The organism is Streptomyces sp. A5-4 (assembly GCF_051131715.1).
Lineage (GTDB): Bacteria > Actinomycetota > Actinomycetes > Streptomycetales > Streptomycetaceae > Streptomyces.
In genome coordinates this window covers 1-23704 of the sequence record NZ_CP178591.1, presented here as the reverse complement: position 1 = coordinate 23704, position 23704 = coordinate 1, and the positions used below count along the sequence as shown (strand labels likewise).

Annotated in this window: 17 protein-coding genes and 2 pseudogenes; 7 read left to right on the top strand and 12 right to left on the bottom strand. The window is 69.7% G+C overall.

Annotated features, from left to right (window positions below):
* Positions 1 to 177: 177 nt before the first annotated feature.
* Positions 178 to 1722 carry a M12 family metallo-peptidase gene (locus ACLLJJ_RS00095; protein ID WP_434587108.1) on the bottom strand — a complete coding sequence of 515 codons (1545 nt, stop codon included), beginning with the start codon at positions 1720 to 1722 and terminating at the stop codon, positions 178 to 180.
* Between the two features lie 518 nt (positions 1723 to 2240).
* Between ACLLJJ_RS00095 and ACLLJJ_RS00090 the strand changes: the two genes are divergently transcribed.
* Positions 2241 to 2999 carry a hypothetical protein gene (locus ACLLJJ_RS00090; RefSeq protein ID WP_434587107.1) on the top strand — a complete coding sequence of 253 codons (759 nt, stop codon included), beginning with the start codon at positions 2241 to 2243 and terminating at the stop codon, positions 2997 to 2999.
* Between the two features lie 187 nt (positions 3000 to 3186).
* Here ACLLJJ_RS00090 and ACLLJJ_RS00085 read toward each other — a convergent pair whose 3' ends face one another.
* The 4 genes from ACLLJJ_RS00085 to ACLLJJ_RS00070 all read right to left on the bottom strand — a co-directional run bounded on the left by ACLLJJ_RS00085 (position 3187) and on the right by ACLLJJ_RS00070 (position 5980).
* On the bottom strand, positions 3187 to 3600 hold the full coding sequence (locus ACLLJJ_RS00085) for a lasso peptide biosynthesis B2 protein (RefSeq protein WP_434587105.1): 414 nt from the start codon (positions 3598 to 3600) through the stop codon (positions 3187 to 3189).
* Positions 3597 to 3854, bottom strand: a complete 258-nt coding sequence (locus ACLLJJ_RS00080; RefSeq protein ID WP_434587103.1) for a lasso peptide biosynthesis PqqD family chaperone — start codon at positions 3852 to 3854, stop codon at positions 3597 to 3599. The genes ACLLJJ_RS00085 and ACLLJJ_RS00080 overlap by 4 nt, the downstream gene beginning before the upstream one ends.
* Complete coding sequence (locus ACLLJJ_RS00075; RefSeq protein ID WP_434587101.1) at positions 3835 to 5640, bottom strand: asparagine synthase-related protein; 1806 nt, start codon at positions 5638 to 5640, stop codon at positions 3835 to 3837. The genes ACLLJJ_RS00080 and ACLLJJ_RS00075 overlap by 20 nt, the downstream gene beginning before the upstream one ends.
* Positions 5641 to 5839: 199 nt before the next feature.
* Positions 5840 to 5980 carry a burhizin family lasso peptide precursor gene (locus ACLLJJ_RS00070; RefSeq protein ID WP_434587099.1) on the bottom strand — a complete coding sequence of 47 codons (141 nt, stop codon included), beginning with the start codon at positions 5978 to 5980 and terminating at the stop codon, positions 5840 to 5842.
* Positions 5981 to 6287: 307 nt separating this feature from the next.
* Between ACLLJJ_RS00070 and ACLLJJ_RS00065 the strand changes: the two genes are divergently transcribed.
* The gene (locus ACLLJJ_RS00065; protein WP_434600248.1) at positions 6288 to 7556 is read left to right on the top strand and encodes an IS256 family transposase; all 1269 of its coding nucleotides are present in this window, start codon (positions 6288 to 6290) and stop codon (positions 7554 to 7556) included.
* A gap of 152 nt (positions 7557 to 7708) precedes the next feature.
* Here ACLLJJ_RS00065 and ACLLJJ_RS00060 read toward each other — a convergent pair whose 3' ends face one another.
* Entirely contained in the window at positions 7709 to 8479 is a 771-nt protein-coding gene (locus ACLLJJ_RS00060) for a S1 family serine peptidase (RefSeq protein WP_434587097.1), read from the bottom strand.
* 223 nt (positions 8480 to 8702) lie between these two features.
* Positions 8703 to 10235, bottom strand: a pseudogene (locus tag ACLLJJ_RS00055) (Helicase associated domain protein); the annotation flags it as partial.
* Between the two features lie 205 nt (positions 10236 to 10440).
* Here ACLLJJ_RS00055 and istA point away from each other — a divergent pair.
* Entirely contained in the window at positions 10441 to 11982 is a 1542-nt protein-coding gene (gene istA, locus ACLLJJ_RS00050; RefSeq protein ID WP_283472000.1) for an IS21 family transposase, read from the top strand.
* A 75-nt stretch (positions 11983 to 12057) separates the two neighbouring features.
* Complete coding sequence (gene istB, locus ACLLJJ_RS00045) at positions 12058 to 12888, top strand: IS21-like element helper ATPase IstB (protein ID WP_267719259.1); 831 nt, start codon at positions 12058 to 12060, stop codon at positions 12886 to 12888.
* 101 nt (positions 12889 to 12989) lie between these two features.
* On the opposite strand, the pseudogene ACLLJJ_RS00040 reads toward istB, so the two are convergent.
* A pseudogene (locus ACLLJJ_RS00040) lies at positions 12990 to 14129 on the bottom strand (DEAD/DEAH box helicase family protein); the annotation flags it as partial.
* A gap of 322 nt (positions 14130 to 14451) precedes the next feature.
* On the opposite strand from ACLLJJ_RS00040, the gene ACLLJJ_RS00035 reads away from it, so the two are divergent.
* The 3 genes from ACLLJJ_RS00035 to ACLLJJ_RS00025 all read left to right on the top strand — a co-directional run bounded on the left by ACLLJJ_RS00035 (position 14452) and on the right by ACLLJJ_RS00025 (position 18147).
* Positions 14452 to 16014, top strand: coding sequence for a Mu transposase C-terminal domain-containing protein (locus tag ACLLJJ_RS00035; protein WP_434600249.1), 1563 nt, complete (start codon positions 14452 to 14454; stop codon positions 16012 to 16014).
* Entirely contained in the window at positions 16011 to 16826 is an 816-nt protein-coding gene (locus ACLLJJ_RS00030; protein ID WP_434587094.1) for an AAA family ATPase, read from the top strand. The genes ACLLJJ_RS00035 and ACLLJJ_RS00030 overlap by 4 nt, the downstream gene beginning before the upstream one ends.
* Positions 16827 to 16926: 100 nt before the next feature.
* The gene (locus ACLLJJ_RS00025; RefSeq protein ID WP_434587092.1) at positions 16927 to 18147 is read left to right on the top strand and encodes a hypothetical protein; all 1221 of its coding nucleotides are present in this window, start codon (positions 16927 to 16929) and stop codon (positions 18145 to 18147) included.
* A 53-nt stretch (positions 18148 to 18200) separates the two neighbouring features.
* Here the strand turns inward: ACLLJJ_RS00025 and ACLLJJ_RS00020 are convergent, their stop codons facing one another.
* From ACLLJJ_RS00020 to ACLLJJ_RS00005, 4 genes are all read right to left on the bottom strand, one after another.
* A complete protein-coding gene (locus tag ACLLJJ_RS00020) occupies positions 18201 to 20540 on the bottom strand; it encodes a Helicase associated domain protein (protein WP_434587090.1) in 2340 nt (779 codons plus the stop codon).
* A gap of 554 nt (positions 20541 to 21094) precedes the next feature.
* Positions 21095 to 22363, bottom strand: a complete 1269-nt coding sequence (locus ACLLJJ_RS00015; protein ID WP_434600248.1) for an IS256 family transposase — start codon at positions 22361 to 22363, stop codon at positions 21095 to 21097.
* Positions 22364 to 22754: 391 nt separating this feature from the next.
* Positions 22755 to 23258, bottom strand: a complete 504-nt coding sequence (locus ACLLJJ_RS00010) for a hypothetical protein (protein WP_434587088.1) — start codon at positions 23256 to 23258, stop codon at positions 22755 to 22757.
* Positions 23259 to 23287: 29 nt separating this feature from the next.
* The coding region (locus tag ACLLJJ_RS00005; RefSeq protein WP_434587087.1) for a hypothetical protein at positions 23288 to 23704 on the bottom strand (417 nt) is incomplete at its 5' end.

Genomic DNA, 23704 nt, shown 5'->3' with positions numbered 1-23704 from the left:
GGGTGCCGTGAAGCCCCTAGTCAGGCATCGGTGCACGGAGTTGTGCTGTTGCCACGTCAACTCCCGCCGGGCACGGACGATCTACGCGATCCCGGAACTTGCAACCGCCCTGCTTCCGGGACGGGCGGAGGTGGTGCGGGGGCTCGGTCGCCAGGCTCCCCGCACCATGGTGTGAGGCTAGTTGCGGGTGAAGACGGCCTTGAGGGTGTGGGCGCGGTCCATGGTCACAGTGACCTGAGTGCCGGTGATGTTGTAGCGGTTGCCGTCGAATTCCCACGCGGCGACGCGTTGGCCGGGCGCGGTGATGGCGTTGACGGCGACGGTGGTGCCGGCCCGGTAGGGGCCGTAGGTCGCGGGCCGGATCTCTCCGCCGGAGCTCTGGGAGAGTGTCAGAGCATGCCGGACGATGCTGGCTTTGAGGTTGCGGTAGCCGCTAACGACGGGGGTGGTGAGGCGGGCGACGGCGGCGTTGTTGTTGTACTGGTTACCGAGGGGCTCGCCGTTGACGAGGTTCTCGGTGTTGGAGTACTGGTTGACGGCGGTGCATGGTCCTCCGCAGGCCGTGGAGTAGGCCATGAGGGTGTGGAAGTCACGGTTGGGTGTGACGAACCCGGTGCTGTAAGGCGTGGTCAGCAGGTGTTCGTACCCTTGGCCTCCGCTCTGGTCGTCGAGGGTGGTCCGGTCGTGGAACATGGCCAGGTTGTGGCCGACCTCGTGGCCGAAGTTGTACCAGGCGGTGATCGACTGGACGTCGACGACGGAGAAGGCCTCGTTGTCGCTGTGCTCACTGATCGGCATCGGAAGGCTGGCACGCCCGGAGGAGCCGTCGGGGATGTCGGTGATCACGGAGACGAGATCGACTCCGTACTGCTCACGCAGCTGCCCGGCGCGTGTCCCGAGCTGGGGCTCGCGGGGGTTGGAGATCATCGGGAGGACGGTCGCGGCCTGCTGGTCGCCGTAGTAGGCGGTGTTGTAGGTGCCGACGATGTCGACGCTTGCCTGGACGTTGCTGTCGGCGAAAGCCTGGTTGATGTAGGACTGGGCCAGCTTGATGCGGGCGTCCATGGCCTGCTCTCCGCCGATCCGGCGGGCCGCGGCCGGCGTGTACCCGACGATCATGTCGATGATGACCGGGCCGGGGGCTGCCGCACGCTTCTTGAGGCGTTCGAGAGCGTCGCGCATGGTCTTCGGATCCGGCGCGCTGCGCCCGAGGTGGTTGTCGTCGGGGGCGCTCGGCTCGTGCTTGCTGGGGTCTTCCTCGGTGATCTGCAGCCGGCCGGGCTCGTTGCGCATCCCCGCGATTCGGAACACCCTCTCGCTGAGGTCGAAATGTGCGTCGATGCCGACCCCGGCCGGGTCGATACCGGGCTCGCACACTTTGGTGGTGGACAGCACCACGTTGTGTCGCGGGTCGCTCTTCAGGTGCCCGGTCCAGGTCACCTTCTGACCGTCACGGACGAGCCCGTCTTCCACCGCTGTCAGCCGCACGTCGTCGAAGAGGTCGAAGGTGTGCTCGCGTGGCATGCCGAACGGTGCGGCCGTACAGAGCCATCGGTAGTCGGTCACGTTCACGGGGACCGTGCGGGAGCGCACGATCTCTTCTCCTTCGGGAGCCGCGGCGGGCCGGGCAGCCGCGGTGGCCGTGAGGGCGAGGGAGAGAGTCAGGGCACCGGTGCACAGGGCGGCGAGGCCGGCCCGGCGTGCACGCTGAGAGTTCGTCACTCGCACACATTTACGGCCGCCAGCCACCCTGCAGGCGGCCGACATCGGGGTGGAGCTGAATGTCACCCGGATGCAGTGGGCTCGGTACCCTAACGGCTGTCACCGCGAGGAGGCAGTTTAGGCGCGTCTGGGCTGTTTGAATGGAATTGCAGGTGGGGCTAGTACTCCAGCCGGACTTCGGTGTATGTCCTGGTCAACGGCTTGAGCGTGGGGGGCGTCGTGGGGCCCGGTAGCACGGGCGCCGCACACGTCGACGCCGTCTGTCGGGCAGAGAGGAATCGTCCATGTCCCCAGGTTGGCAGCGTCACGCCATCACCGGGGCGAGCTGGCGGCCGTAGCCGCACCCTCTGGTCCCGGGGCTTCATCGGGTGACGCCCCTCATCCAGACGGAGCGGAGTAGAACCCATGCGCCGTGTTGACCGCAGCCGGGCCGGGCTGGCGGGCGGAGGGTGTCTTGTCTGCTGCCGGGTTGGGGCGGAAAGATCGGTTGCGACCATCCACTACCGAGGGGGAAGAACATGGTGAGCAACAAGCTGCTGGTACCGGGCGGCTGGCTCGTGCTGGGACTGCCCTGGCCGGAGCAGACCCAAGACGGGTGGGGTGAGTGCGCGGTGGCCGTCGCTCCGGCGATGATCCCCCGCCACCTCGTCAGCAAGGGCGCCGGCATCGCGCTCGATCTCGCGACGGGCCTGGCCCGCGACCCGAACGACGGGCCGGGCAAGGCGGTCTTCTTCTCCGACGTCACCCTGTGGCTCGACAAGCAGGGCAAGGACTGGGCGGACTTCGGCGCCGACTACGAAGCCGTCATCGATGAACTGGTCAAGGCACCGGTCCCGCAGCTCTACATGACGCTCGTGCAGAAGGCCCACGCCATCTTGTGCGACGCCAACCGTACCCGAGCCCGTCGACGCTGCTGGGCGGCCGGGGCCGCCGGGCCGGGGGCCCAACCACGGTGCCGGCCCGGCAACCTGGAGCGAGCGCGCCGCGCTCAGCCGTTCGGCCAGGGACGGGTGCGGGCCAGGAAGACCCACTCCTCATCCACATGGCCGGGAACGAGACGGCCGGTGCCCTCCCACTGCTGCGCGAGCGCGGCAAAGATCGGCTCCAGCTCCGGGTGGGGAACCGTTTCTGTGCCGCTGCGCCGACCGCCGACGACAGGGGAGGGCCGCGTCACCGTCTTGACCATGCCGGGTTCAACGCGGATGCGCCGGTCGGGTTACTCCCGTCCCACCTCTGGCTGCGTGGATGACAACTGGGATCTGGCACACATTTCGTGAGGACGATCACCAGGGTTCTACTGTCGTGACGAAGTGTCATCTGAGACCGTGGTGAGGTGTGATGAACTCCTGGAAGTGTTGTTTCCGCACCTCACAACGGTGCTGGTGGAGCGCGTGTTCGCCGAGAGCGGCGTGGTGCACATCGTGGCGAGAACCCGGGACGGCCCTCTGCTGGGTAAATATCCTCTCAGTGTGGTGGGACGGTGAGCATGGTGTGGTAGGTGGCGGTGTCGGCTGGTTCGCCGACGGGTTGGCCTTCGGCTTCGACCCAGGCGTGGGCGGCGAAGGGGGAGGTGCGTACTCCGGTGCACCAGGTGGGCCAGGTTCCGCCGATGCGGCACAGCAGCGCGGTGGCCAGGGAGCGTTGAAGGCAGTAGCGGCCCGAGCACAGGACGCTGACAGCGGTGACGTCCCCTCGGGCGGTCAGCGCCGTGTCGTAGGAGGCGCTCCTCGCTCCCCGGCGGGCGGTCCGCAGTACCGCCTGGAGACGTACGGGAGGCAGGTGTGCAAGGCCCCGGGCGGCGGCGACAGCGGTGTGGGCAGCCAGCCGGCGTAGTGCCGGGGGGCGGTTCTTGCTGGTGTCGAGTGTCTGTCGGCTCACGGAGCGCTCACCAACCCGGCACGGGTGCAATGGTCGATCAGGGCGTTGACATCGGCTTCGGCGTGCTCACGGCTTACGGGACGTGCCCGGACCAGGGCGTCCGTGATCTGCTGGGGCGTGGAGCCGTCCAGGAACGCCTGCAGGACGGTCGCGCCGGTGGTGTTGAGCTGCCAATATCGGCCGGTGCGGTGATCGAGCAGGACCATGCCGTCTTGGGTGGCGGTGCAGGTGACATCAGCGCGCAGTCGGCTCAACGGGGTGCTCCTCGGGTTCGGTAGTGGTGAGGTAGGCCGGGAGGGGGTGGGCGGCGAGGTCGCGCAGCCACAGTTCGGCTGCCAGGAGTTGCTCCAGCCCGTGCGTATGGCTGGTGAGGAGTTCGGGGCTGTGCAGCACGCGCCGCAGCCCGTTCTCGTCAGCGATGCCGGCGGCGACCAGGTGGGAGTCGCAGGCGAGGTCGGCGAGGTCGCGGCGGTGCTGTCGCAGGCTGTGGTGCCATTCCTGGGTGACGTGGTCCTTGGTGACTCTCTCCAGCAGGTAGCTGGGGACGATGCCGTCCATCGCTGCCGCCAGGAGCGGTTTGTAGCTCCAGGGGCTGGTGGTGTCCTGTGCGCGTACCGCCAGGCACGCGGCGATGACCGTGTCGTCGCAGAACGGGCTTTCCGCGGGCAGGGCGTCGGCCGTCGAGTCGTGCAGGAAGATGGAGGCGATCCTGCCCGCTTCCCTTGCCTGGTGGACCCTTGCGTGCAGGCCGCGGTCCAAGGCCAGGGGGTGTGATTCGCGCGCCGCACAGTCCAAGAGGCCGGCCAGGAGGTCCACAGCATTGTCGGTGGCCCACGCGGGAAGACGCGGCCCCATGCCCCAGCTGTCGGGGCTGGGGCGGTCGGCGGCGGGTCCGCGCAGTCGGCTGCCGGTGGCAGCCAGCCAGCGGCTGTAGGAGCGGCCGTCGAACAGCAGCTTCGCCGTGGTCGCCAGCGGCCACCGCGACCGCGCTCGCCACCCGGCCGCGTGCCGCAGCGCCGTGACCGGATGGCGGCGCACCAGCGGATGGAGATACGACCACCGGGGAGGCAGGAGGACATCGTCGCCGCCGTATCCGGTCAGGCGCAGTTGCGCGCCCTGGTGGCGCAATGCGTGGGCCAGGTGTTCCTGCAGGGCCCGCCCCCGTGTCACGGCGGTGGGCTCGTCGGCCGGATCGTGCCGTTCGCCCAGCCCGGCGAAGTAGCCCGGCAGCTCGGCGAACGTGAACGCCAGAGACCGGGAGCCAGGGAGGCGCTGTGCGGCATACGGGGCGTAGTGCCGGTCCTCGTTGCCTGGGGTGGTGCTGTGCAGCGAGGCGGTGACCAGGCGGGCTCCGGCCTCGGCCGCCAGGAAGCACAGCGAGGTGGAGTCCATGCCACCGGAAAGGTCCGCTCCCAGGACCTGCTCCGGCCGCGCTCGCAGCGACACCGCCTCTCGCAGCGCATCGCGCAGGGCGGGTGCGCCCTGCGCGAGGGGGAGGTGCGTTGAGGGCGGCTGCCACCACACCTTCGTGTGGTGGCTCCCGTCCCGTTCCAGGACGAGTGCCCGGCCCGGCGCTACGGCATGGACTTGGCCCCACATCGAGCCACCGGCCACAGGATGGGGCAGCGGGTCGACGGTCGAGATGCGGGCGGCGAGCTGGGCGGTGTCCACCACCGCCTGCGTGAGCCAGGCCAGTGTGCGGGCGCGGTCCGCGCACACCGTCACCCCCTCAACCGTCGTCCAGTACAGCCGGCGCGTCCCGAAAGCGCTCCCCCGCACATAGCTGCGCCCGTCGACGGACGCGAGCACATGGAAGCTGCCGGCAGCGCCGGCCACCGCCGTCTCGACATCTGGCAGAGCGCGCACGCCCTTCAATCGGACACTCAGATCCTGTGCGGTGAGCGAACACTGCCCGGCCACGGCCAGCAGGGACGTGCCGGCCGAGGCGAACGCCCACTGCTCCTTCTGCCAGCGGCCGAACAGCCACGGTCGTCCCGAGGTGTGCGGCACGCTCTGCGGAGCGTGGCTTCGCAATCGCATAAGAACATCGGATGCCATCGCCCGATCCGGAACCACGACGAACCAAGCCGCCGACACCTCGCTCAAGGACCTTCCCCTCAAAGGGGGCGGGCGCGGACTCGCCGCGCCCGCCCAATGGGCCGGACATGCTCCGGCAGCGGCTCAGTCCGACGCCGGTCCCGCCCATGGCCCTAAACTCATCGGCCATCGCACCCGCCTGTTAGTCGTCGTCGTACTTGCCGAAGCCCGCCTCGTTCTTCTCGCCGACAGCCCCCTGGGTGTGTTCGGCGAAGTCTCCGACCTCGACCATCAGCGGGCTCTGATAGATGTCAGCCGGCTCGATACGCAACGTCGCGTCCACAGCGTCTCCCTTACACATGAGCAGGCGGAAACCTGCCTCCCCCAGGTATTAACACCCCAACCTGGAGAGAAGAAGCTGAACGCCCCTCAAACCCCTCTGCCGTGTGATTGATCGACCCACCGCGTCCCGCGTGCACTGGTACGCGGCCCCGGGCCGCCAGATGCCAGGGGAGTGTCATGAATCAGGTGTGGGTCTCCCCGAAGGAGTGAGCCTGATGAGTACGACGACTGATCACCTGATCGAGGGCGTCGACGGCGTGTCACTTGCCGAGGTCGGCGATGGCGCTCAGGGTGCCGACGTGAAGTCGATGCCGGTATCGCACAACGGTCTGTCCAGCGAGCTGCTGGAGGAGCTGGCCGCGCTCGCGGCCGAGAAGGTCCGCGGCGGGGGACTGCGGCTGATGGGCGAGGGCGGCCTGTTGCCGGAGCTGGCCCAGCACCTGATGCAGTCCGCTCTGGAAGCCGAGATGGACGAGCATCTGGCCGTGGAGGCCGGCCGGGTCGGTGGACGCGGGTCGCGCTCGGGTGGCAACACCCGTAACGGGTACCGGGCCAAGAAGGTGATGACGGAGGTCGGTGCTGTCACGGTGCAGGTCCCCAGAGACCGGCTGGGTACCTTCCAGCCCCGGATGCTGCCCAAGTACGCCCGCCGCACCGGCGCGTTGGACGACCTGGTGCTCTCGCTGACCGCGAAGGGACTGACCTCCGGTGAAATCGTCTCCCATCTCGCCCAGACGTACGGGATGACGACGACAAAGGAGACCATCTCCACGATCACCGACAAGGCCCTGGAATCGATGGCAGAGTGGCGCACGAGGCCGCTGGACTCGGTCTACCCGGTCATCTTCATCGACGCCGTGCACGTGAAGATCCGGGACGGCTCTGTCGCCAACCGGCCCATCTACGTGGCCGTCGCGGTCACCGCCGACGGCTATCGCGAGATCCTCGGGCTGTGGGCCGGGGACGGCGGCGAGGGCGCCAAATACTGGCAGACGGTGCTGACCGAGATCAAGAACAGAGGCGTCCGTGACGTGCTGATGCTGGTCTGCGACGGGCTCAGCGCCCTGCCTGACGCAGTGAACGCAGTCTGGCCCCAGACCGTGGTCCAGACCTGCGTGGTGCACCTCCTGCGTGCCAGCCTGCGTTATGCCTCGCGCCGCGACTGGGCCGAAGTCGCCCGCGACCTCAAGCCCGTCTACACCGCCGTCAACGAGGACGAGGCCCGGACACGGCTGACGGACTTCGACGACAAGTGGGGCAAGCGCTACCCCTCGATCGCCGGGACCTGGGAGCGGGCCTGGAGCGAGTTCGTGCCCTTCCTCGGCCTTCCCGACGCCATCCGGCAGGTCGTCTACACCACCAACGCGATCGAGTCCCTCAACGCCCGCTACCGGCGCGCGGCCCAGGCCTGCGGACACTTCCCCAACGAGACCGCCGCCCTCAAGCGCCTCTACCTCGCCACCCTCGCCCTGGACCCCACCGGCCGCGGCCGCCAGCGCTGGAACAACCGCTGGAAGTCGGCGTTGAACGAGTTCGACGTCCTCTTCGACGGCCGCCTCACCGCCGGACGGGTGTAGACCGAACAGCCCACCGAAAAACCTGTAGGCCAAACAGACGAACCACACCTGAATCCTGATAGACCCGATGCCAGTCGCGGCTGCGCCCCTCTTTCGAGGGGTGCAGCCGCGTCTGTGCTTGATGTCTGTGTCTGGATCCGGCGGTCGGATCGTTATCCCTGGAGCCAGGAGTGGTAGTGCGCGATGCTGGAGTAGACGCCGGGTGAGTTGGGTTCGGCGCAGCCGCGGGCCCAGGAGACGATGCCTACGACGGTGCCGTTGACCACGAGCGGGTCGCCGGAGTCGCCCTTGCAGATGCCCTGGCCGCCGGCTGCGGGGCCGGCGCAGAGCATGCTTCCGGTGTCGAGCACGGTGCCGCCGTCGTTCGGGTTCGGGTAGGCGGCCTGGCAGGCGGCTGCCGTGGTGATCGGCACCTGGACGGTGTGCTGGGCGGTGGGAAGGTCTGTGTCGAGTTCCCTGAGGCGGCCCCAGCCGGTGACCGTGGCCATCGTCCCGGGAGCGGGGTTGCTGGTGGCGAGCTTGGCGAACTGGACGCCGTTGCCCACGGAGACCATGGTCCCGAGCTTCAGGATCGCGACGTCGCCGGCCTTCGTCACCGAGTTGTATCCGGCGTACCTCTTGACCGTGCTGACCTGGTGCGTCTGGGGCAGAGCGGTGCGGTCGAGGCCGCCGAACTTGACCGAGAGGCTGGATGGCGTCTGGCCATCGACGCAGTGCGCGGTGGTGATCACGGTGCTGGCATCGCGCAGGAATCCCCCACAGACGTGTTCCGAGCCGAACCAGCTCGTCGCGTTGACGCTGACGAGATAGGGCGCGACATCGGTGGTGGCGGCGGGGTTTCCGCCCACGACTGCGGCGGTCGGCGACGAAGCCACGAACGCCAGTCCGAGGGCGATTCCGGCGGATCCAACTAGCTTGCGCAACAACACAGAACTCCCTGAACAGAGGGCGGGCAGTACGCCGCGCCACAGACGGCAACGGATGGGCAAGAGCGTCAAGCACCTCTCGGCTCGTCCCTTGGTGAGACAGCGGACTCCCTCGCCCGCGTGGCGGGACAGCGCGAGACCCCGGGAATCAGCCATGACATCCCGGGGTCTGTGTGCACTTCACTTGACCGCCAGGTTCAACGACCAACCGCATCCTGTGTCACGCCCAGTCGATGCCCAGCTCCCGCAGCGCCTCCAGCTGCTCCCGGGCGAGCTTGTCCCGCCGGGTCTTGGTGTTCGAGATCCACACACCGAGTTTCACGGTCACCGGCTCCGTCTCGCCGTCGACCACGGTCTCTTCGCTGTGCCCGCGCGGCACCGCCCGCTGCCCTTCCCGCTTCACCCACTGCGAGAGGGCCGCCAGACCCCGCTGGAACGCCTGCTGCGCCTTTGCGGACCCCTTCGCCGCACCGACCGGCGCCGGGGCGGGAGTCGGGGCCGCGGGGGCTTTGATGCCCAGCGCGGTCAGCCGCTCCCGCTGCTCGGGGAGGAGCTGCGCCCAGGTGCCCGGCTCTTGGTGCCGCCACCGCCACTTGCCCACGTCGTCGCCCTCGAAGACGACGCCGGGCGCGACGTAGGGCAGGACGCCGACGCCGACGCCGACGCCGACGCCGACGCCGACGCCGACGCCGACGCCGTCGGCGTCGGCGTCGGCGTCGGCGTCGACCAGGTCGGCGAGCACCCGGCAGTGGCGCTGCCAGTCCAGCGGCCACGGGCAGTCCCAGTCCGGGTCGATCGCGGTCAGCTGCTGCGCGCGCTGCTCCGCCCGCTTCGGGTCCTTCCCGAGGCCGCCCTTTCGCCGGAGGTTGGCGAGGTGCTGCCCGACGGGCACCATCGCCTCGCCTTCGCCCCACACCGCGTCCTGACGCGGCGCAAGGTGCCCGGTCGCCCGCCGGTAGGACCGGAGCGCGGCGAGCTTGTTCTCCCACGCTTCCTCGCCCGGCTCCCAGACCATCCCGGCCTCCGGCGCGTCCAGGAGGGTCTTGCGCCGCTCCTCCAGCTCACCCGCCCGCAGCGCCTTCCGCTGCTGGTGCACCCACCTGCCAAGCGGAAAATCCTTCGTCACCCCCACCTGGACCTCGACGTCATAGGGAACGGCGTGGACGCCTGTGATCTCGTTCTCCGCCCGCCACCGGATGAGGGCCTGGTAGCCCTCCAGCCACACCAGCGACTCCGGCCGGTAGACCCGCGTACGGAGGAACGCCGCGATCGTCGACGCGTCGCGGGGGCTGGAGAAGTGCAGCAGGGCCGCTTCGGCGGCGGCCTGGGTGTCGTCGGCCTCCTGGTCCTCGCCGTCACCCTCGCCGCCGGCCCCGACGATCCGCCCGTCGTTGTCCCGCTTGACGTGGACCTTGCGCTTGCCGCTGGTGAGCGCCCGGGAAGCGAGCTGCTCGACCAGACGTTCGTCATGCGAACGCAAGCCCTGGAGGACCGCTACAAGAGGGCGGAAGCTGGCGCTGGCGACCATGTCGTTCGGGTCCTCGGTGGGCTCCAGGAAGACCGGCACGATGATGCGCGCGATCTTCGTGCTGCCGTCCTTGTTGAGTCGGAGCGCACGGCCGATGTTCTGCACGATCTCGACCTGGGAGCCGCGGGTGTCCGCGAAGCAGATGGCTTCGACTCCGCGCTCGCCGGTGATGTCGACGCCTTCGCCGAGGACGCGAACGCTGGCGAGGAACGCGCGGTGGACCCGGTGAGAGCGGACAGCGCAAGATCCTTGTAGGCGGACATTTTGGATCCCGCTTGGCGGACAGCTGATCTCCCTGTCGGTACGGCCGTTCGTGTGTTTTCGAACCCAGGTACCGAACTGGTGATCCCTCCGGGGGTTTGCTCGCTGGTGTGAGGACAACGAGCTGGACCGCGCCGGAGGGACCGTGAAGAAGTCTTGCAGGGAGATCATGGAAATCTACGAGGCCCTGGACGCCACCGGGTGTGCGCATTCGGCTGCCCAACTGGCCGGGGTCGACCCGAAGACCGTCCGCAGGTACGCACGGATGAGGGACACCGGTCAGCCATCTGACGCACCGGTGATGCGGCCGAAGCTGATCGACCCGTTCCTTCCCAAGATCGAGGAATGGGTGGAACGTTCGCAAGGCAAGGCCCGCGCGGACAAGCTCCACGAGCGCCTGGTGCTGCTGGGGTTCACCGGCGATGAACGCACCACGCGCCGGGCGGTGGCGGTCGCCAAGGGCCGCTGGGACGCAGGGCACCGCAGAACGTATCGCCCATGGATCACCGAGCCGGGGCTGTGGGTCCAATTCGACTGGGGATGGGGCCCGAAAGTCCCTGGTCCCGGCGGCGGTGCGCCCCGCGTGACACTGCTGTTCTGCGCATGGCTGGCCTGGTCCAGGTTCCGGGTGGTGATCCCGGTCTGGGACCGGACCCTGCCCACGCTGATCTCCTGCGTCGACTCGATGCTGCGGGCGATCGGCGGAGTGCCGACCTATGCGCTGACCGACAACGAGAAGACGGTGACCATCGACAGGGTCGCCGGTGTCGCGGTCCGCCACCCCCAAATCGTGGCCGCGGGACGGCACTACGGCCTTCAAGTACATACGTGTGTGCCGTTCGACCCCGAATCGAAGGGCGGCAGCGAGGCCACGGTCCGCGTCGCGAAGGCCGACCTGGTGCCCACCGACGCCAACCTGCGGCCCGCCTACGACTCGTTCGCCGAACTGCGCGGGGCCTGCGCGATCTTCTGCCAACAGGTCAACAACCGGGTCCACCGTGAGACCGGCCGGGCCCCTTCCACCATGCTCGACATCGAGCGCACCCGCCTGCACGCGCTGCCCGCCGGCCCGCACACCCTCGCACTGGGCGAGTCGAGGCAGGTGCTGCGGGACCAGACGGTGCGCTTCGGGTCGGTGCGCTACTCGACCCCGCCCGGACTGGTCGGCCAGGAAGCGTGGGTGCGCGTCGACGGCGACGAGCTCGTCGTGGTCTGCGACCTGTCCCAGCTCGCCCACCGCCCCGAGTGGATGCAGGGCCCGGCCGGCCTGGCCGAGGTCGCCCGGCACCAGATCGCCCTGCCCGGGCGTCCGGTCATCGACACCGCCCACTACCCCGACCACCCCCAGGAGATGGACGGGTCCCCGCGCCCGCCCAAGGTCAAGCCCGGCAACGACGCCGAGGAAGCCTTCCTGGCACTGGGCCCCGGGGCGAAGTCCTGGCTGATCGAGGCCGCCGCGGCCGGAACCACCCGGATCCGGGTCAAGATGGCGGGCGCCGTCGAGCTCGCCGCCCTGGTCGGCACCGCCGAAGTCGACCTCTCACTCGGACTGGCGGCCATCAACCGGCGCTTCGCCGAGGGCGACCTGATGTCCATCGTCCAGCACCGCAAAGAGGCCGCCCGCCCCGCCGACCTGGTCGTCGCCGACGAGGCACACTCCGCGCAGCCCGGCACCGGCGCCTGGTCCGACTTCGGCCGCCCCGCCACCTGATCCCCCGTTCCCGGGCCGCGAAGCGGCCCGGGAACGGACAGTCCCGAACCATCCAGCAAGGAAAGGCAGTTGCCCATGGCCACCACAGCCGTCATCGATCCGCCCGAGCTGATCCCCGCCCCGTCCCCGGTCCCGCCCGCGCCTCTCGCGCCGCCGATCCCGGCCGAGCTGGACGCGGTGCTGCGAAGGATGCGGTTCCCCTACCTCCGCGCGGCGGCCCCCGACGTACTGGCCACCGCCCGGGCCCAACGCTGGGACCCCGCCGAGGTCGTGCGGATCCTGCTGGAGGCCGAGGCCCACGGCCGCAACGAGGCCACCCGCCGCAACCACCACCGCCAGGCCGGCCTGCCCTCCGGCAAGACCTTCGAGTCCTGGAAGGAAGCCGACTCCTCGATCCCGCTGCCCACCCAGCACGCACTGATGACCCTGGAATGGATCGGCCGCGCGGAGAATTTGGCTGTCACCGGGCCGTCGGGGACGGGCAAGAGCCACCTGGCGGAGGCCCTGGCCCACAAGGCCATCGACGCCGGGATGCAGGTCGCCTGGTTCACCCTGGAATCGCTGACCACCCACCTGGGGCGGGCCACCGTCGACAACACCGTCACCAAGGCCATCGCGAAGATCACCCGGTGCGATTTGATCGTCGTCGACGACATCGGCATGCTCCCGTCCGGACAGGCCGCCGCCGAAGCGTTTTACCGTGTCATCGACGCCGCATACGAGCGCCGCTCGGTGATCGTGACCTCGAACCTGCACCCCTCGGGATTCGATTCGATCATGCCCAAAACCCTGGCGACCGCGGCCGTCGACCGGCTCCTGCACCACGCCCACATCATCCTCACCGAGGGCTCCTCGCTTCGGCTCACCCAAGCCACCACAGGCCAGGGTGTCACCCCGTTGGCCTGAGCCCGACCGAGGGACAAATAGTCATACCGGACAGGGAGATCAGCTGTCCGCACACGAGGACCTGAACTGTCCGCTCACCCGGATGTCCCACTGTCCGTGGACACCCGGTGCCCGGTGGCGTTGATCCCGTTGGCGAACTGGCGCAGTGCCTCGCGCCGCTCGGAGACGAGGTGGTCGCCGCACAGCCACGCCGACCACACGCGGTCCGGGGGTACGTGGCGGCCGGCCTCCAGCTCGTAGAACTCCGCGTCGATCGACGACGCCGGGAGCTTGTCCGCGGCGGCCAGGTCGGCGCCCGTGGCGTCGTTGACGTACAGCGCGGCAGCGGTCTCGGGGAGCTTGTCCGCGAACGCGCGGGCCTCCTCCACCTTCTGGTGGAACGTCATGACCGTGCGGAGGTTGTACGCGGCGGCGTGCTCCAGGAGCGCGGTCTGCAACAGGGCCAGGCGCCGGCCGCGCCGGGCCTCCTCCGACTCCCCGAGGACGGGGGAGGGGTCGCGGATCTCCAGGACGTCGATCTCGAATCCGGCGAGAATTTCGCGCTCGATCGCCTCGCTCAGACCGAGCTCTGCGAGCCACGCGCCGTAGGTGCCGTCCGGGTCGTCGGCCATGGTCGCGATCTCCGCCTCCTGGCCGTTCGCGCCCTTCTGCGGCCGGGCCGCGGCGAGGATGCGCGGCGTGGCCGTGAGGTAGAGCCGGAAGTCGGAGGGGATCCGGGCGTTGTCATGGATCGCGGCCCACGGCCGACCAAGATCACCGGCGGTTCCGTGTGCCTCATCCACGATGGCGAGGTCGAAGCCCGCCATGCGCTGTCCGTACAGCCGCTCTCCGCCCGCCAGAGCGGCCTCCAGCGGCCCCCGAACCTTCCGCTGGCCCACGGGTGCGTCGATGTCCTCGCGGTCCACGAGCGATGCGTACGTGGCGAACACGATGACCGGCCCGTGCCCGGCCCACAGGGCGAGCTGGATCGGGTTGGTGGTGGTGCGCACCCCGAGTTCGTTCAGAACCGCGTCGTTCTCCAGCGAGCACACCGCGACCATCGGCGCCCGGTGACCCACCGCCCGCCACGCCTGAGCGGTCTGCGCGAGCAGGTCCAGGGTCGGCACAGTCACGAGGATCCGGCCGTCCGCGAACGACTCCAGCGCGCACGCGGCGGCCGTGATCGTCTTGCCCGAGCCGGTCGCTGACACGATGGTGCCCCGGGCACCCTGCGGGGGCACTGATGACCGTGCAGGGAATCCCGCTGGGAGTCTTCGCTTCGGTGTCCGGGGTGGTTCTCGGTTCGGTGTCCGGCCTTGGGTGCTGTGGGCCGGGACGATTTGGTTTTCTTTTTGGGGTGTTGAGTGGTGATGGCCGGGCGCTGGTGTGGGACAGGCAGTGAGGATTGGTTGGCCAGGGGGTGAGGATTACCTGGTCAGGGGGGTGGGGGCTCCAAGAGGGTAGGGTCTTTCTTGATCGTTTTCTGTTCGGGGTGGTGCGGTCCCCCCGTTGGACATGGGGGAGTGCTGGGTGGGGTCGGTCGGGGCTGGGGTGGCGGTTGCTGGTGGGTTGCGGCCGGTGGCGGTGCGGCGGTTGCTGGCGTTGGAGGGCCGGGGTGAGTTGTCGCCGGGCCATGTGCGGATGGTGGCCCAGACGTTGGGGGTGTCGGAGCGGACGGTGCGCCGGTGGCTTGCCGCTGCCCGGGAGGAGGGGCGTTTCGGTCCGGCCGGGCGGGAGCGGTTCACGGTCACGCCGGAGGTGTTGAAGCAGCTTGCTTTTCATCGGGGGAACGCGGCCGCGTTGCACCGGGAGCTGGTGGCCGCGCAGGTCACGGGTGGTGTGGTGGCGCCGTCGCTTGCGACGTTGTACCGGGCATTGGCCCGGGATGTCTCGCCGGGGCAGTGGGCGGGGATGCGGGGTGGGGAGCTGGCACGCCGGGCCCATGATGTGTTCCTTCAACGCCCGGTGGGGCACCGCAACGAGGTGTGGGAGACCGATCACGTCCAGGTGAAGGTGGACGTCGATATCGACGGCCGGCCGGGCCGGCCGTGGGTGACCTGGTTCGTGGACTGCGCTACGCGGGTCATCTGCGGGTTCGCGGTCACCGCGCAGGTCCCCAGCCGGGAGAGCATCCTTCTCGCGCTGCGGGACGCGATATCGCGTGAGGGGGAACACGGTCCGTTCGGTGGCCTGCCGGGGGCGGTGAGGGTGGACCGCGGCAAGGACTTCCTCTCCCGGGCGGTGGGGGAGGCGCTGGGGGCGTTCGCGGTGCCGGTGGTCGATCTCCCCGCCTACAGCCCGCATTTGAAGGGCACCGTGGAGGCGTTGAACAAGGCCGTGAAGCAGATGTTCTTCGCCCAGCTTCCTGGCTATACCGCCGCCCCGCGCCTGCCCGGCGGCAAGACCGCCGACCCCGCGCAGCCCCTGCTGCCGCTGGAAGCGTTCATAGCGCTGCTGGGCCAGTGGGTGAGCTGGTGGAACAACGAACACTGGCTGCGCACGCTCGATTCACGTACTCCGGCCCGTGCGTGGGAGGACGACCTGACCCCGGTCGAGGATGCTGAGCCCGGAGCTTTGCACATGTTCACCCTTGAGGACGACGGCAGGGTACGCACCCTGTCGGGGCGGGGTGTGCGCTGGCGTAACCGGCACTACGTCGCCGCGTGGATGACCGGGCACGCCACGGCAAGGGTCCGTCTGCGTTACATGCCCCACCATGACCACGAGATCGAGGTGTATGACGCGGCTACCTGGCGCCACTTGGGGACGGCGTACCTGTCGAACCGGGCCAGCCCGCAGCAGATCCGCGAGCTGGGGCGTGCCCGGGCGCGGGAGGCCGACCGCCTCAAGCGGCTGCTGCGCGCCGCCGAGAAGGACCGCACGACCCGGTTCGCCGCGGCGACCCGCGGCACGCCTCCCGAGGTGCTGGGCACGGTGACCGACGTCGAAGCCGAAGCCGGCCTGCGCGCCCTCGGCGCGACAGACCTCGGCCAGGCCGCGCTCCCCGGTTACCTGCCACCGCCTGCCGGCATGCCGGCTTCCTGGACACAGCCGGCCGAAGACGCCGTGCCGGACCGTACGCAGGCACCAGGCCCGCCAGCCCGGGACGACGAACGGCACGAGGAAAGCGCGGGGGCGCTGCGATGAACGCCATACCAGGTCCCGCTGCCGCTGCCGTTTCCCGTCCGCGCCGCGGACCGCTGCCGCCGCCCCGCAAGGACCATTACCTGTCGCTGCCGGACGCGAACGTGATGGGCACGGCAGCGATGAAGGAAACGCTGGCCAACCTCGGTGAGGTCATCGACGCCCGGGGCATGATGTGCCTGTACGGGCCGGCGGGGCTGGGCAAGACGATGTCGGTCAACGCCTCTTTGCGGGAGCTCGCCCCGCGCGCTACGCGCCGTATCGAGTTCCGCGGCCGCCCCACGGTGCTGGACATCCGCCGCAACTTGTTCAACGTGCTCGGCCTGCCCGGTTCGCCGCCCCGGCAGCCCACCGCGTTCGACACACTGCTCAAGGACGTTCTCGCTGAGGAGTTCCGGGTGCTGGTCTGTGATGAGGCCCAGTGGCTGCGGGAGGAGTCGTTCGAGTATTTCCGGCACCTGTTCGACGACCTCTACACCGACATCGCGGTGGTGTTCGTCGGCGGCGGCAACACCTACCAGGTCCTCAGCCGCAAGGACATGCTCGCTTCCAGGGTCCACATCTGGCAGGAGTTCACGCCTCTGACCCGCGTGGAGGTCCTGACGACCATCCCCGCCTACCACCCGGTGTGGCAGGCAGTGGATCCGGACGACCTTCTGTACGCAGACGACGTCGCCGCCCATGGCGTCTTCCGTACCTGGGCGAAGATCACCTACCACGTGAAGCGGGCCCTGGAGAACAACCCCGACCTCGAGGTCGACCGCAACCTCCTGCGCTGGGTGTTCAGCAAACTGGGCCGGCACAACCAGCCCTGAAACGCCGCGCCGCACGCACTGCCCCGACCGCGGTACGAGCCTTCCCAGGTCCTGCCGACCTGTGCCGGGAACCGCGCGCAACGCCAGAATGAAAGCACCCATGAGCCACGATTCACCCGCCGTCACCGTTGTCCTCGACCCCCACGACGAGGCGGCGTGCACCCGCGCGGCCCTCGCCGCGCACCACCCGGCCGCCGGCCATGTCACGGTCCATCCCGCCCCGGGCACGACCGGTGACCTGTACTTCGCCCACGACCTCCTGGCAGCCCTCGGGAAACCGCCGCTGTTCCCCGGCTTCCCCGCGAGTACCGCGCCCGTGTGGGAAGCGGTGACGGCCTGGATTACCGCCTGGCCCGTCACCCGTCTGACGGTCCTGCGCGCCCACCTGCTGACGCCCCGCCGCCTCCAGCGTCTGATCGACCTGCGCGACCTCACGGGCCTGCACCTGGTCCTGGTGTGCCACCGTCCCCGGCTGCCGGCCGCGCTGCACAAGGCCCTCGAGCCCGTGGCGCACAGCGTCGTCGCAGCCGACGACTTCTACGGGACCGCCGCAGACGGCGGCCGGCTTCCGCCTCCCCTGCCGGCTGGGCGTACCGCGGTGCGCTGGATCACGCTGCCCACCCTGGACCGTCTGGAGTCATCGGAGGGTTCCGATCACTGCATCGGCTGCATCCCGCCCGTGATCGACTGGAAGTACCGGCACAGACCCCGGCCACGAACGCCCCAGACCATCGTGGAAGTCGCCCGCCGGATCCACGCCGTCACCGCGCACCCTCGTCTTGCTGCCGCCCTGGCCGTTGCCGTCTTCACCGGCGCCGCCGGACAGCAACTCGACACTGCCCATCTCCAGGACTTCCGCGAGGGTGAGGGCGCCTGCGCCCTGGCGCTGCACGATCCCCTCGGGCAGGTCGACGGCTGCGCCACCCACCCGGTGCCCGCATGGGCGACCGTCTTCCTCCGGGCCGCCGCCCGCTTCGCCAAGCTCGCGCCCACCCCCGGCAGGGCCTTGCTCACCCAGCCGCAGGAGCACACCCATCTGCTTCAGCTCGCCGAGAACGCCAGACTGCGCCCACCGCCCCAGCCCCGTGCCGACAAGCGGCGAAACACCGCCAGAGGCCTTGAACGGTTCTACCGCGAGCTGCAAGAGGCAGGCATGGACGGCGAACCCCGTGAACAGCCACTGACCCTGCGGCCCCGACCACGGCGTACCCGCGCCGCGAACCAGCCGGACGGGAAACCACGGGCGATCAGCGCAAGTTCACCAAGAACGCGGCAGCCCGGCACGGCCGCCCCGAGCAGCTCTCAGCTCACCACGCGATAACCCTGACCATGTCCCTGAACTCCGGATGATCACACTTCCGTGCCTTCGCTTCCTCAGCTCCACCGCATGCCGAGCTGGTTGAGGGCCTCGATTCGCTCCGGTGGCAGTTTCGCTCTGCGGGAGCGGAGGTTGGAGATCCAGATCCCGAGCTTGATCTCCACGCCGTCGACGGCTTCCACATGTGTGCGGGGGACGTTCAGGTGCCCCTCGCGCTGGGCGTAAGCCCTCGCCGCGGCGAGGTTGGTTGTGAACTTGCCGTCGTGGGTGACGCGCGCCACGCCCTGGGCACCGCGGTCAGCAGGTGTGACGCCGAGTTCGGCCAGCAGCCGCCTCTGCTGCGCGTGGAGGATGTCCCAGCCGACACGCTGGCGGCCCAGCCAGGCGCCGATGTCCTCCCCGGCCATCACGTGACCGGACGTGACATCCCCTGATCCTCCCGCGGCCACGTGCCGCTGCAGCAGGACGTAGCAACGCTGCCACACGAGCGGCCACTGAGGGCACCAGTACGGGTCCACGCCGGCCAGCGCCGCCTTGCGCCCATCGCTCAGCGCCCCTCGTACGCCGGCGGCAAGCCGTGCCTCCCGACGCCGGTTGGCCAGCCACTCCCCGACGGGGTAGCCGTCCACGGCCGCGTCCCGCTCGGCCGCGAGGTGGCCATGGGCCGCGTGGTAGGCGCGGGCCGCCGACAGCCCGGTGTTGAACGCGTGGTCGGGGTGGCTCCACACCATGCCGAGACGTTCCAGCGCGGCGATGCGCGCCACGGCCAGGCGGCCGGTCTTGTTGGCCTTGCGCTGCTCGGCGATCCACTGCCCCAGCGGGAAGCGGCCGTCCTTGGTGTGGAAGGGGACGTTCAGGTGGCCGCGGGCCGCGTGGAAGCGGCGGGCGGCCGTCCAGCCGCGAAGCCATCCGCCGCGCTCGACGTTGATCACCCGCAAACGGACGAACTCCGCTATGTCGGCGGGATCCCGGTCGGTGGCGAACAGCAGCGGCCCCTCCCGCCCGGCCGCCCCAGTCCGCTCTCCACCGGGCCAGGCGGCGAGCCGGTCCACCACGTCGGTGTCGTGGGCGGCCAGCGCGGCCAGCACCCTGATTAGCGGCAGATACGAACCGGAGCCGAGCCAGTCCTCAGCGCGCTCGTCGGGGGCCAGGAAAACCGGCACCAGCAGCGAGGCGACCTTGTCCCCGCGCGGGCCCTGCCGCAGCGCGCGTCCGACCGTCTGGACAGTGTCGACGATCGACTCCCGCGGATCGCTGAAAACCACCGCGTCCACCTCCGGGATGTCCACCCCCTCGGCCAGCACCCGGGCGCTGGAGAGCACACAGCGCTCCACCACCACCCCGTCCGCGTCCCACCCGCGGGCGAACTGCGCCAGCACCTCGCGCCGGTGGGCCATCCCATGGCCGCCGTGCAGCCAGCCGGACCACACCCGCCGCGGGTAGACCGCCGGATCCGCAGTCCACAGGTGCCCGCAGGCATCCGGCACCGCCTCGGCGAAGGCACTTGCGTCCGCGACGCGGTGATGGAACGTCATCACACGGTCGAGCTGATGGGTGGCCGCTGCCTTGAGCACGGCCGCCTGCAACGCCTCCAGCCGCGCCGCAGCCACCGCCGTCTGCGAACCCTCCTCGTCCGGCGTCCCCGTCGCCATGGCCTGGTCGCGGATCTCCAGCACGACGATCTGGTAGCGGGCCAGCAGCCCGCGGGCTATGGCCTCGGCCAGCGACAACCGGTACACCACCGGGCCGAAGACCGTCTCATCGTCCATCGAGGCCACCAGCGCCGGCTCGTCTTCCGCCCTGCCATCTCCGTCGGCAGCCCAAGGTTCAGTCACCCTCGGCGTCGCCGTCAGGTACAACCGGCGATCCGCCGGCAGCACGGCATCGTCATGGACCGCCGCCCACGGCTTGCCCCACGGACCCGACGTCCGGTGCGCCTCATCGACGACCATCAGATCCCACCGCCCCAGCCCCCCGGCATGAGCCTCGGCGAGGACCGGCAGCGACGCGTACGTGGCGAACACCGTCACCCGCCCCCTCCCGCCGGCCCACGCCAGCAGCCGCCGAGCATCGGTCGTGCAGCGCACCCCGGCCGCATCCAGCTCCGCATCCGCCCGCAGCGAGCAGACCGCCACCACCGCACCGGCACGCCCCGCCTCCCGCCAAGCGGCCACCGTCTGGACCAGCAGATCCAGCGTCGGCACCAGCACCAGCACCCGACCGGTGCGCGCCACCCGCAAGGCGGTGTGCGCACCCATCAAGGTCTTGCCCGTCCCGCACGCCGAGACGATCGTCGCCCGCAGCCCCACGCCCCCGGAAGGGACGTTCCCCAGGGCGCACACCACCGCGTCCACCGCCTCGACCTGATGCGCCCGCAGCGTTGACCTCTCCGTCACCAACAACTCCCGCCACTCCTCACCGAACATGGTCGTTACCGCCCGCGGGCATCCCTCACGACGAGCCCCCGCCGGCCCGCACCACCCTCTCCAGGGCCCCATGGACCGGATGCGCGGATCGTGGCTTTCCACCCGTTCGGCGGGCGGCAGCAGAATCCGGCGGGAAGCACACACTCTCGATCAAGCGGCTCGCGCCCACTCATACCCGAATTCGGCGAGCGCCCTCAACTGCTGCTCGCTCAACCGGTCGCGCCGGTTCTTCAGTGCAGCGATGTGTTACGCGCTCGAAGGTGCTGTAGGCGGCTGGCCGCCGACCAGATCCAGCGGATCGCCTCACCGCACCCGACCTACCGGGCAACCCGGCGCAGCCGACACCCTCCGAGCGAAAGACCGTCCGCACCACCTCGAACACCGGTGCACTCTGCGATATGCGCAAGCACAGGCTCGCGGAGAACGGCGGCACCACCAGGACCGGGAGACCCTGCGGAGGGTCTATCAGGATTCAGGTGTGGTTCGTCTGTTTGGCCTACAGGTTTTTCGGTGGGCTGTTCGGTCTACACCCGTCCGGCGGTGAGGCGGCCGTCGAAGAGGACGTCGAACTCGTTCAACGCCGACTTCCAGCGGTTGTTCCAGCGCTGGCGGCCGCGGCCGGTGGGGTCCAGGGCGAGGGTGGCGAGGTAGAGGCGCTTGAGGGCGGCGGTCTCGTTGGGGAAGTGTCCGCAGGCCTGGGCCGCGCGCCGGTAGCGGGCGTTGAGGGACTCGATCGCGTTGGTGGTGTAGACGACCTGCCGGATGGCGTCGGGAAGGCCGAGGAAGGGCACGAACTCGCTCCAGGCCCGCTCCCAGGTCCCGGCGATCGAGGGGTAGCGCTTGCCCCACTTGTCGTCGAAGTCCGTCAGCCGTGTCCGGGCCTCGTCCTCGTTGACGGCGGTGTAGACGGGCTTGAGGTCGCGGGCGACTTCGGCCCAGTCGCGGCGCGAGGCATAACGCAGGCTGGCACGCAGGAGGTGCACCACGCAGGTCTGGACCACGGTCTGGGGCCAGACTGCGTTCACTGCGTCAGGCAGGGCGCTGAGCCCGTCGCAGACCAGCATCAGCACGTCACGGACGCCTCTGTTCTTGATCTCGGTCAGCACCGTCTGCCAGTATTTGGCGCCCTCGCCGCCGTCCCCGGCCCACAGCCCGAGGATCTCGCGATAGCCGTCGGCGGTGACCGCGACGGCCACGTAGATGGGCCGGTTGGCGACAGAGCCGTCCCGGATCTTCACGTGCACGGCGTCGATGAAGATGACCGGGTAGACCGAGTCCAGCGGCCTCGTGCGCCACTCTGCCATCGATTCCAGGGCCTTGTCGGTGATCGTGGAGATGGTCTCCTTTGTCGTCGTCATCCCGTACGTCTGGGCGAGATGGGAGACGATTTCACCGGAGGTCAGTCCCTTCGCGGTCAGCGAGAGCACCAGGTCGTCCAACGCGCCGGTGCGGCGGGCGTACTTGGGCAGCATCCGGGGCTGGAAGGTACCCAGCCGGTCTCTGGGGACCTGCACCGTGACAGCACCGACCTCCGTCATCACCTTCTTGGCCCGGTACCCGTTACGGGTGTTGCCACCCGAGCGCGACCCGCGTCCACCGACCCGGCCGGCCTCCACGGCCAGATGCTCGTCCATCTCGGCTTCCAGAGCGGACTGCATCAGGTGCTGGGCCAGCTCCGGCAACAGGCCGCCCTCGCCCATCAGCCGCAGTCCCCCGCCGCGGACCTTCTCGGCCGCGAGCGCGGCCAGCTCCTCCAGCAGCTCGCTGGACAGACCGTTGTGCGATACCGGCATCGACTTCACGTCGGCACCCTGAGCGCCATCGCCGACCTCGGCAAGTGACACGCCGTCGACGCCCTCGATCAGGTGATCAGTCGTCGTACTCATCAGGCTCACTCCTTCGGGGAGACCCACACCTGATTCATGACACTCCCCCTGCGGAACCTGACAGGCAAGGGCCTGGGAGCTGCCCCTGCGAACTGCGGCGCCCACTGTCGGAGATGGGCTCCACTGCCCGCGGTGCGGGCTTCAGCGCGACTTCCCGCCCCATGGCCCGTCAGCGAGGCCATCATCGCGATGCTGCGCCCGGAGCCGGAACTGTTCCCTGCTCGCCGGGGGAGTGCTCTGGGGGAGGAGGCCGGGGCTGGGCGGCCGGGTGTGGTTGACGGTGGTGTCGGGGCTGGACTCAAGTTGCTGCGGTGGTGAGGTTTTCCTCTGCGGCGTGCAACGAGAGGGTGGCCGCTTTGAGAGAGGCGTTGACTGCTGCCCGGTTGGCTCCGGTGCGTCGTAGGCGTTCGGCATCGATGAGCCCTGCGGCGGCCAGGGCGGCGTCGCCTGCGGCATGGGCCAAGTCGCTGGAGTCGTGGTCGAGGGTGGCTTCGACGGCGCTGCGGACCAGACGCATGCTGAGCAGCCGCAGCCGTGTCTCGTCGGCTGTTGAGGTGATGGTGGAGCGGTAGCCGGTGAGCAGGTCGGTCAGGCCGCGTGGGGGTTCCTGGGCCGGGTCTGCGCGTACGGCGGCATCGAGTTCGGTCTTGGCGAGCAGCACCCCGAGCAGCAGGGCGGTGTCGGCGCGGCGGGGACCGTCTGGCCGCAGTCGAGGGTCGGGGGTGGGGGCGGCGCCGAGCTCGTCCAGCGCACGGTAGAGAGTGCGTGCGCTGGACGGGCGCCGTGCGGATACGCGGACCATGACGGCTGCACCGGCCTGTCGTGGCCGTGTCAGCTGCGGGCAGGCGCGCGCCGGCGCCGCTTGGGCTTGGTCGTCCGGACAGGTTTGGGCATGGTCGCGGTGGCCTTGCTCATCCGGTCGTAGGTGCGGGTCATGTGGGCGATCTCGTCCTGGAACATGGCCAGCACCTCGTAGTCGGCGACCTGTTCGCCGAGCGGGTTGATGGCCCCGGACAGCACCCGGCGCAGCTCGGTGTTGATGCGCCGCATCCGCAGGGCGGAGTTCTCGGCGATCTTCGCGGGGTCGGTGGTGATCAGGTAGCCGCCGCGGTAAGCGAGGAACGCCTTCCCCTTCTCCATCGTCAGGTGGTCGCGGATGTAGCCCTTGGCGCGTTCGAACTGCCCGTCGGTGGCGTGGATGCGTTCGGTGATGTGCTCGCGAGGGAGCAGGATGTCGTCGCCGGCTTC

Bases quoted from the DNA above. Each gene is read 5' to 3' on its own strand.
- ACLLJJ_RS00090 (WP_434587107.1), top strand. From the start codon at position 2,241: ATGGTGAGCAACAAGCTGCTGGTACCGGGCGGCTGGCTCGTGCTGGGA.
- ACLLJJ_RS00075 (WP_434587101.1), bottom strand. From the start codon at position 5,640: ATGCGATTGCGAAGCCACGCTCCGCAGAGCGTGCCGCACACCTCGGGA.
- ACLLJJ_RS00065 (WP_434600248.1), top strand. From the start codon at position 6,288: ATGCCGGTATCGCACAACGGTCTGTCCAGCGAGCTGCTGGAGGAGCTG.
- istA (WP_283472000.1), top strand. From the start codon at position 10,441: ATGGAAATCTACGAGGCCCTGGACGCCACCGGGTGTGCGCATTCGGCT.
- istB (WP_267719259.1), top strand. From the start codon at position 12,058: ATGGCCACCACAGCCGTCATCGATCCGCCCGAGCTGATCCCCGCCCCG.
- ACLLJJ_RS00030 (WP_434587094.1), top strand. From the start codon at position 16,011: ATGAACGCCATACCAGGTCCCGCTGCCGCTGCCGTTTCCCGTCCGCGC.
- ACLLJJ_RS00025 (WP_434587092.1), top strand. From the start codon at position 16,927: ATGAGCCACGATTCACCCGCCGTCACCGTTGTCCTCGACCCCCACGAC.
- ACLLJJ_RS00015 (WP_434600248.1), bottom strand. From the start codon at position 22,363: ATGCCGGTATCGCACAACGGTCTGTCCAGCGAGCTGCTGGAGGAGCTG.
- ACLLJJ_RS00010 (WP_434587088.1), bottom strand. From the start codon at position 23,258: ATGGTCCGCGTATCCGCACGGCGCCCGTCCAGCGCACGCACTCTCTAC.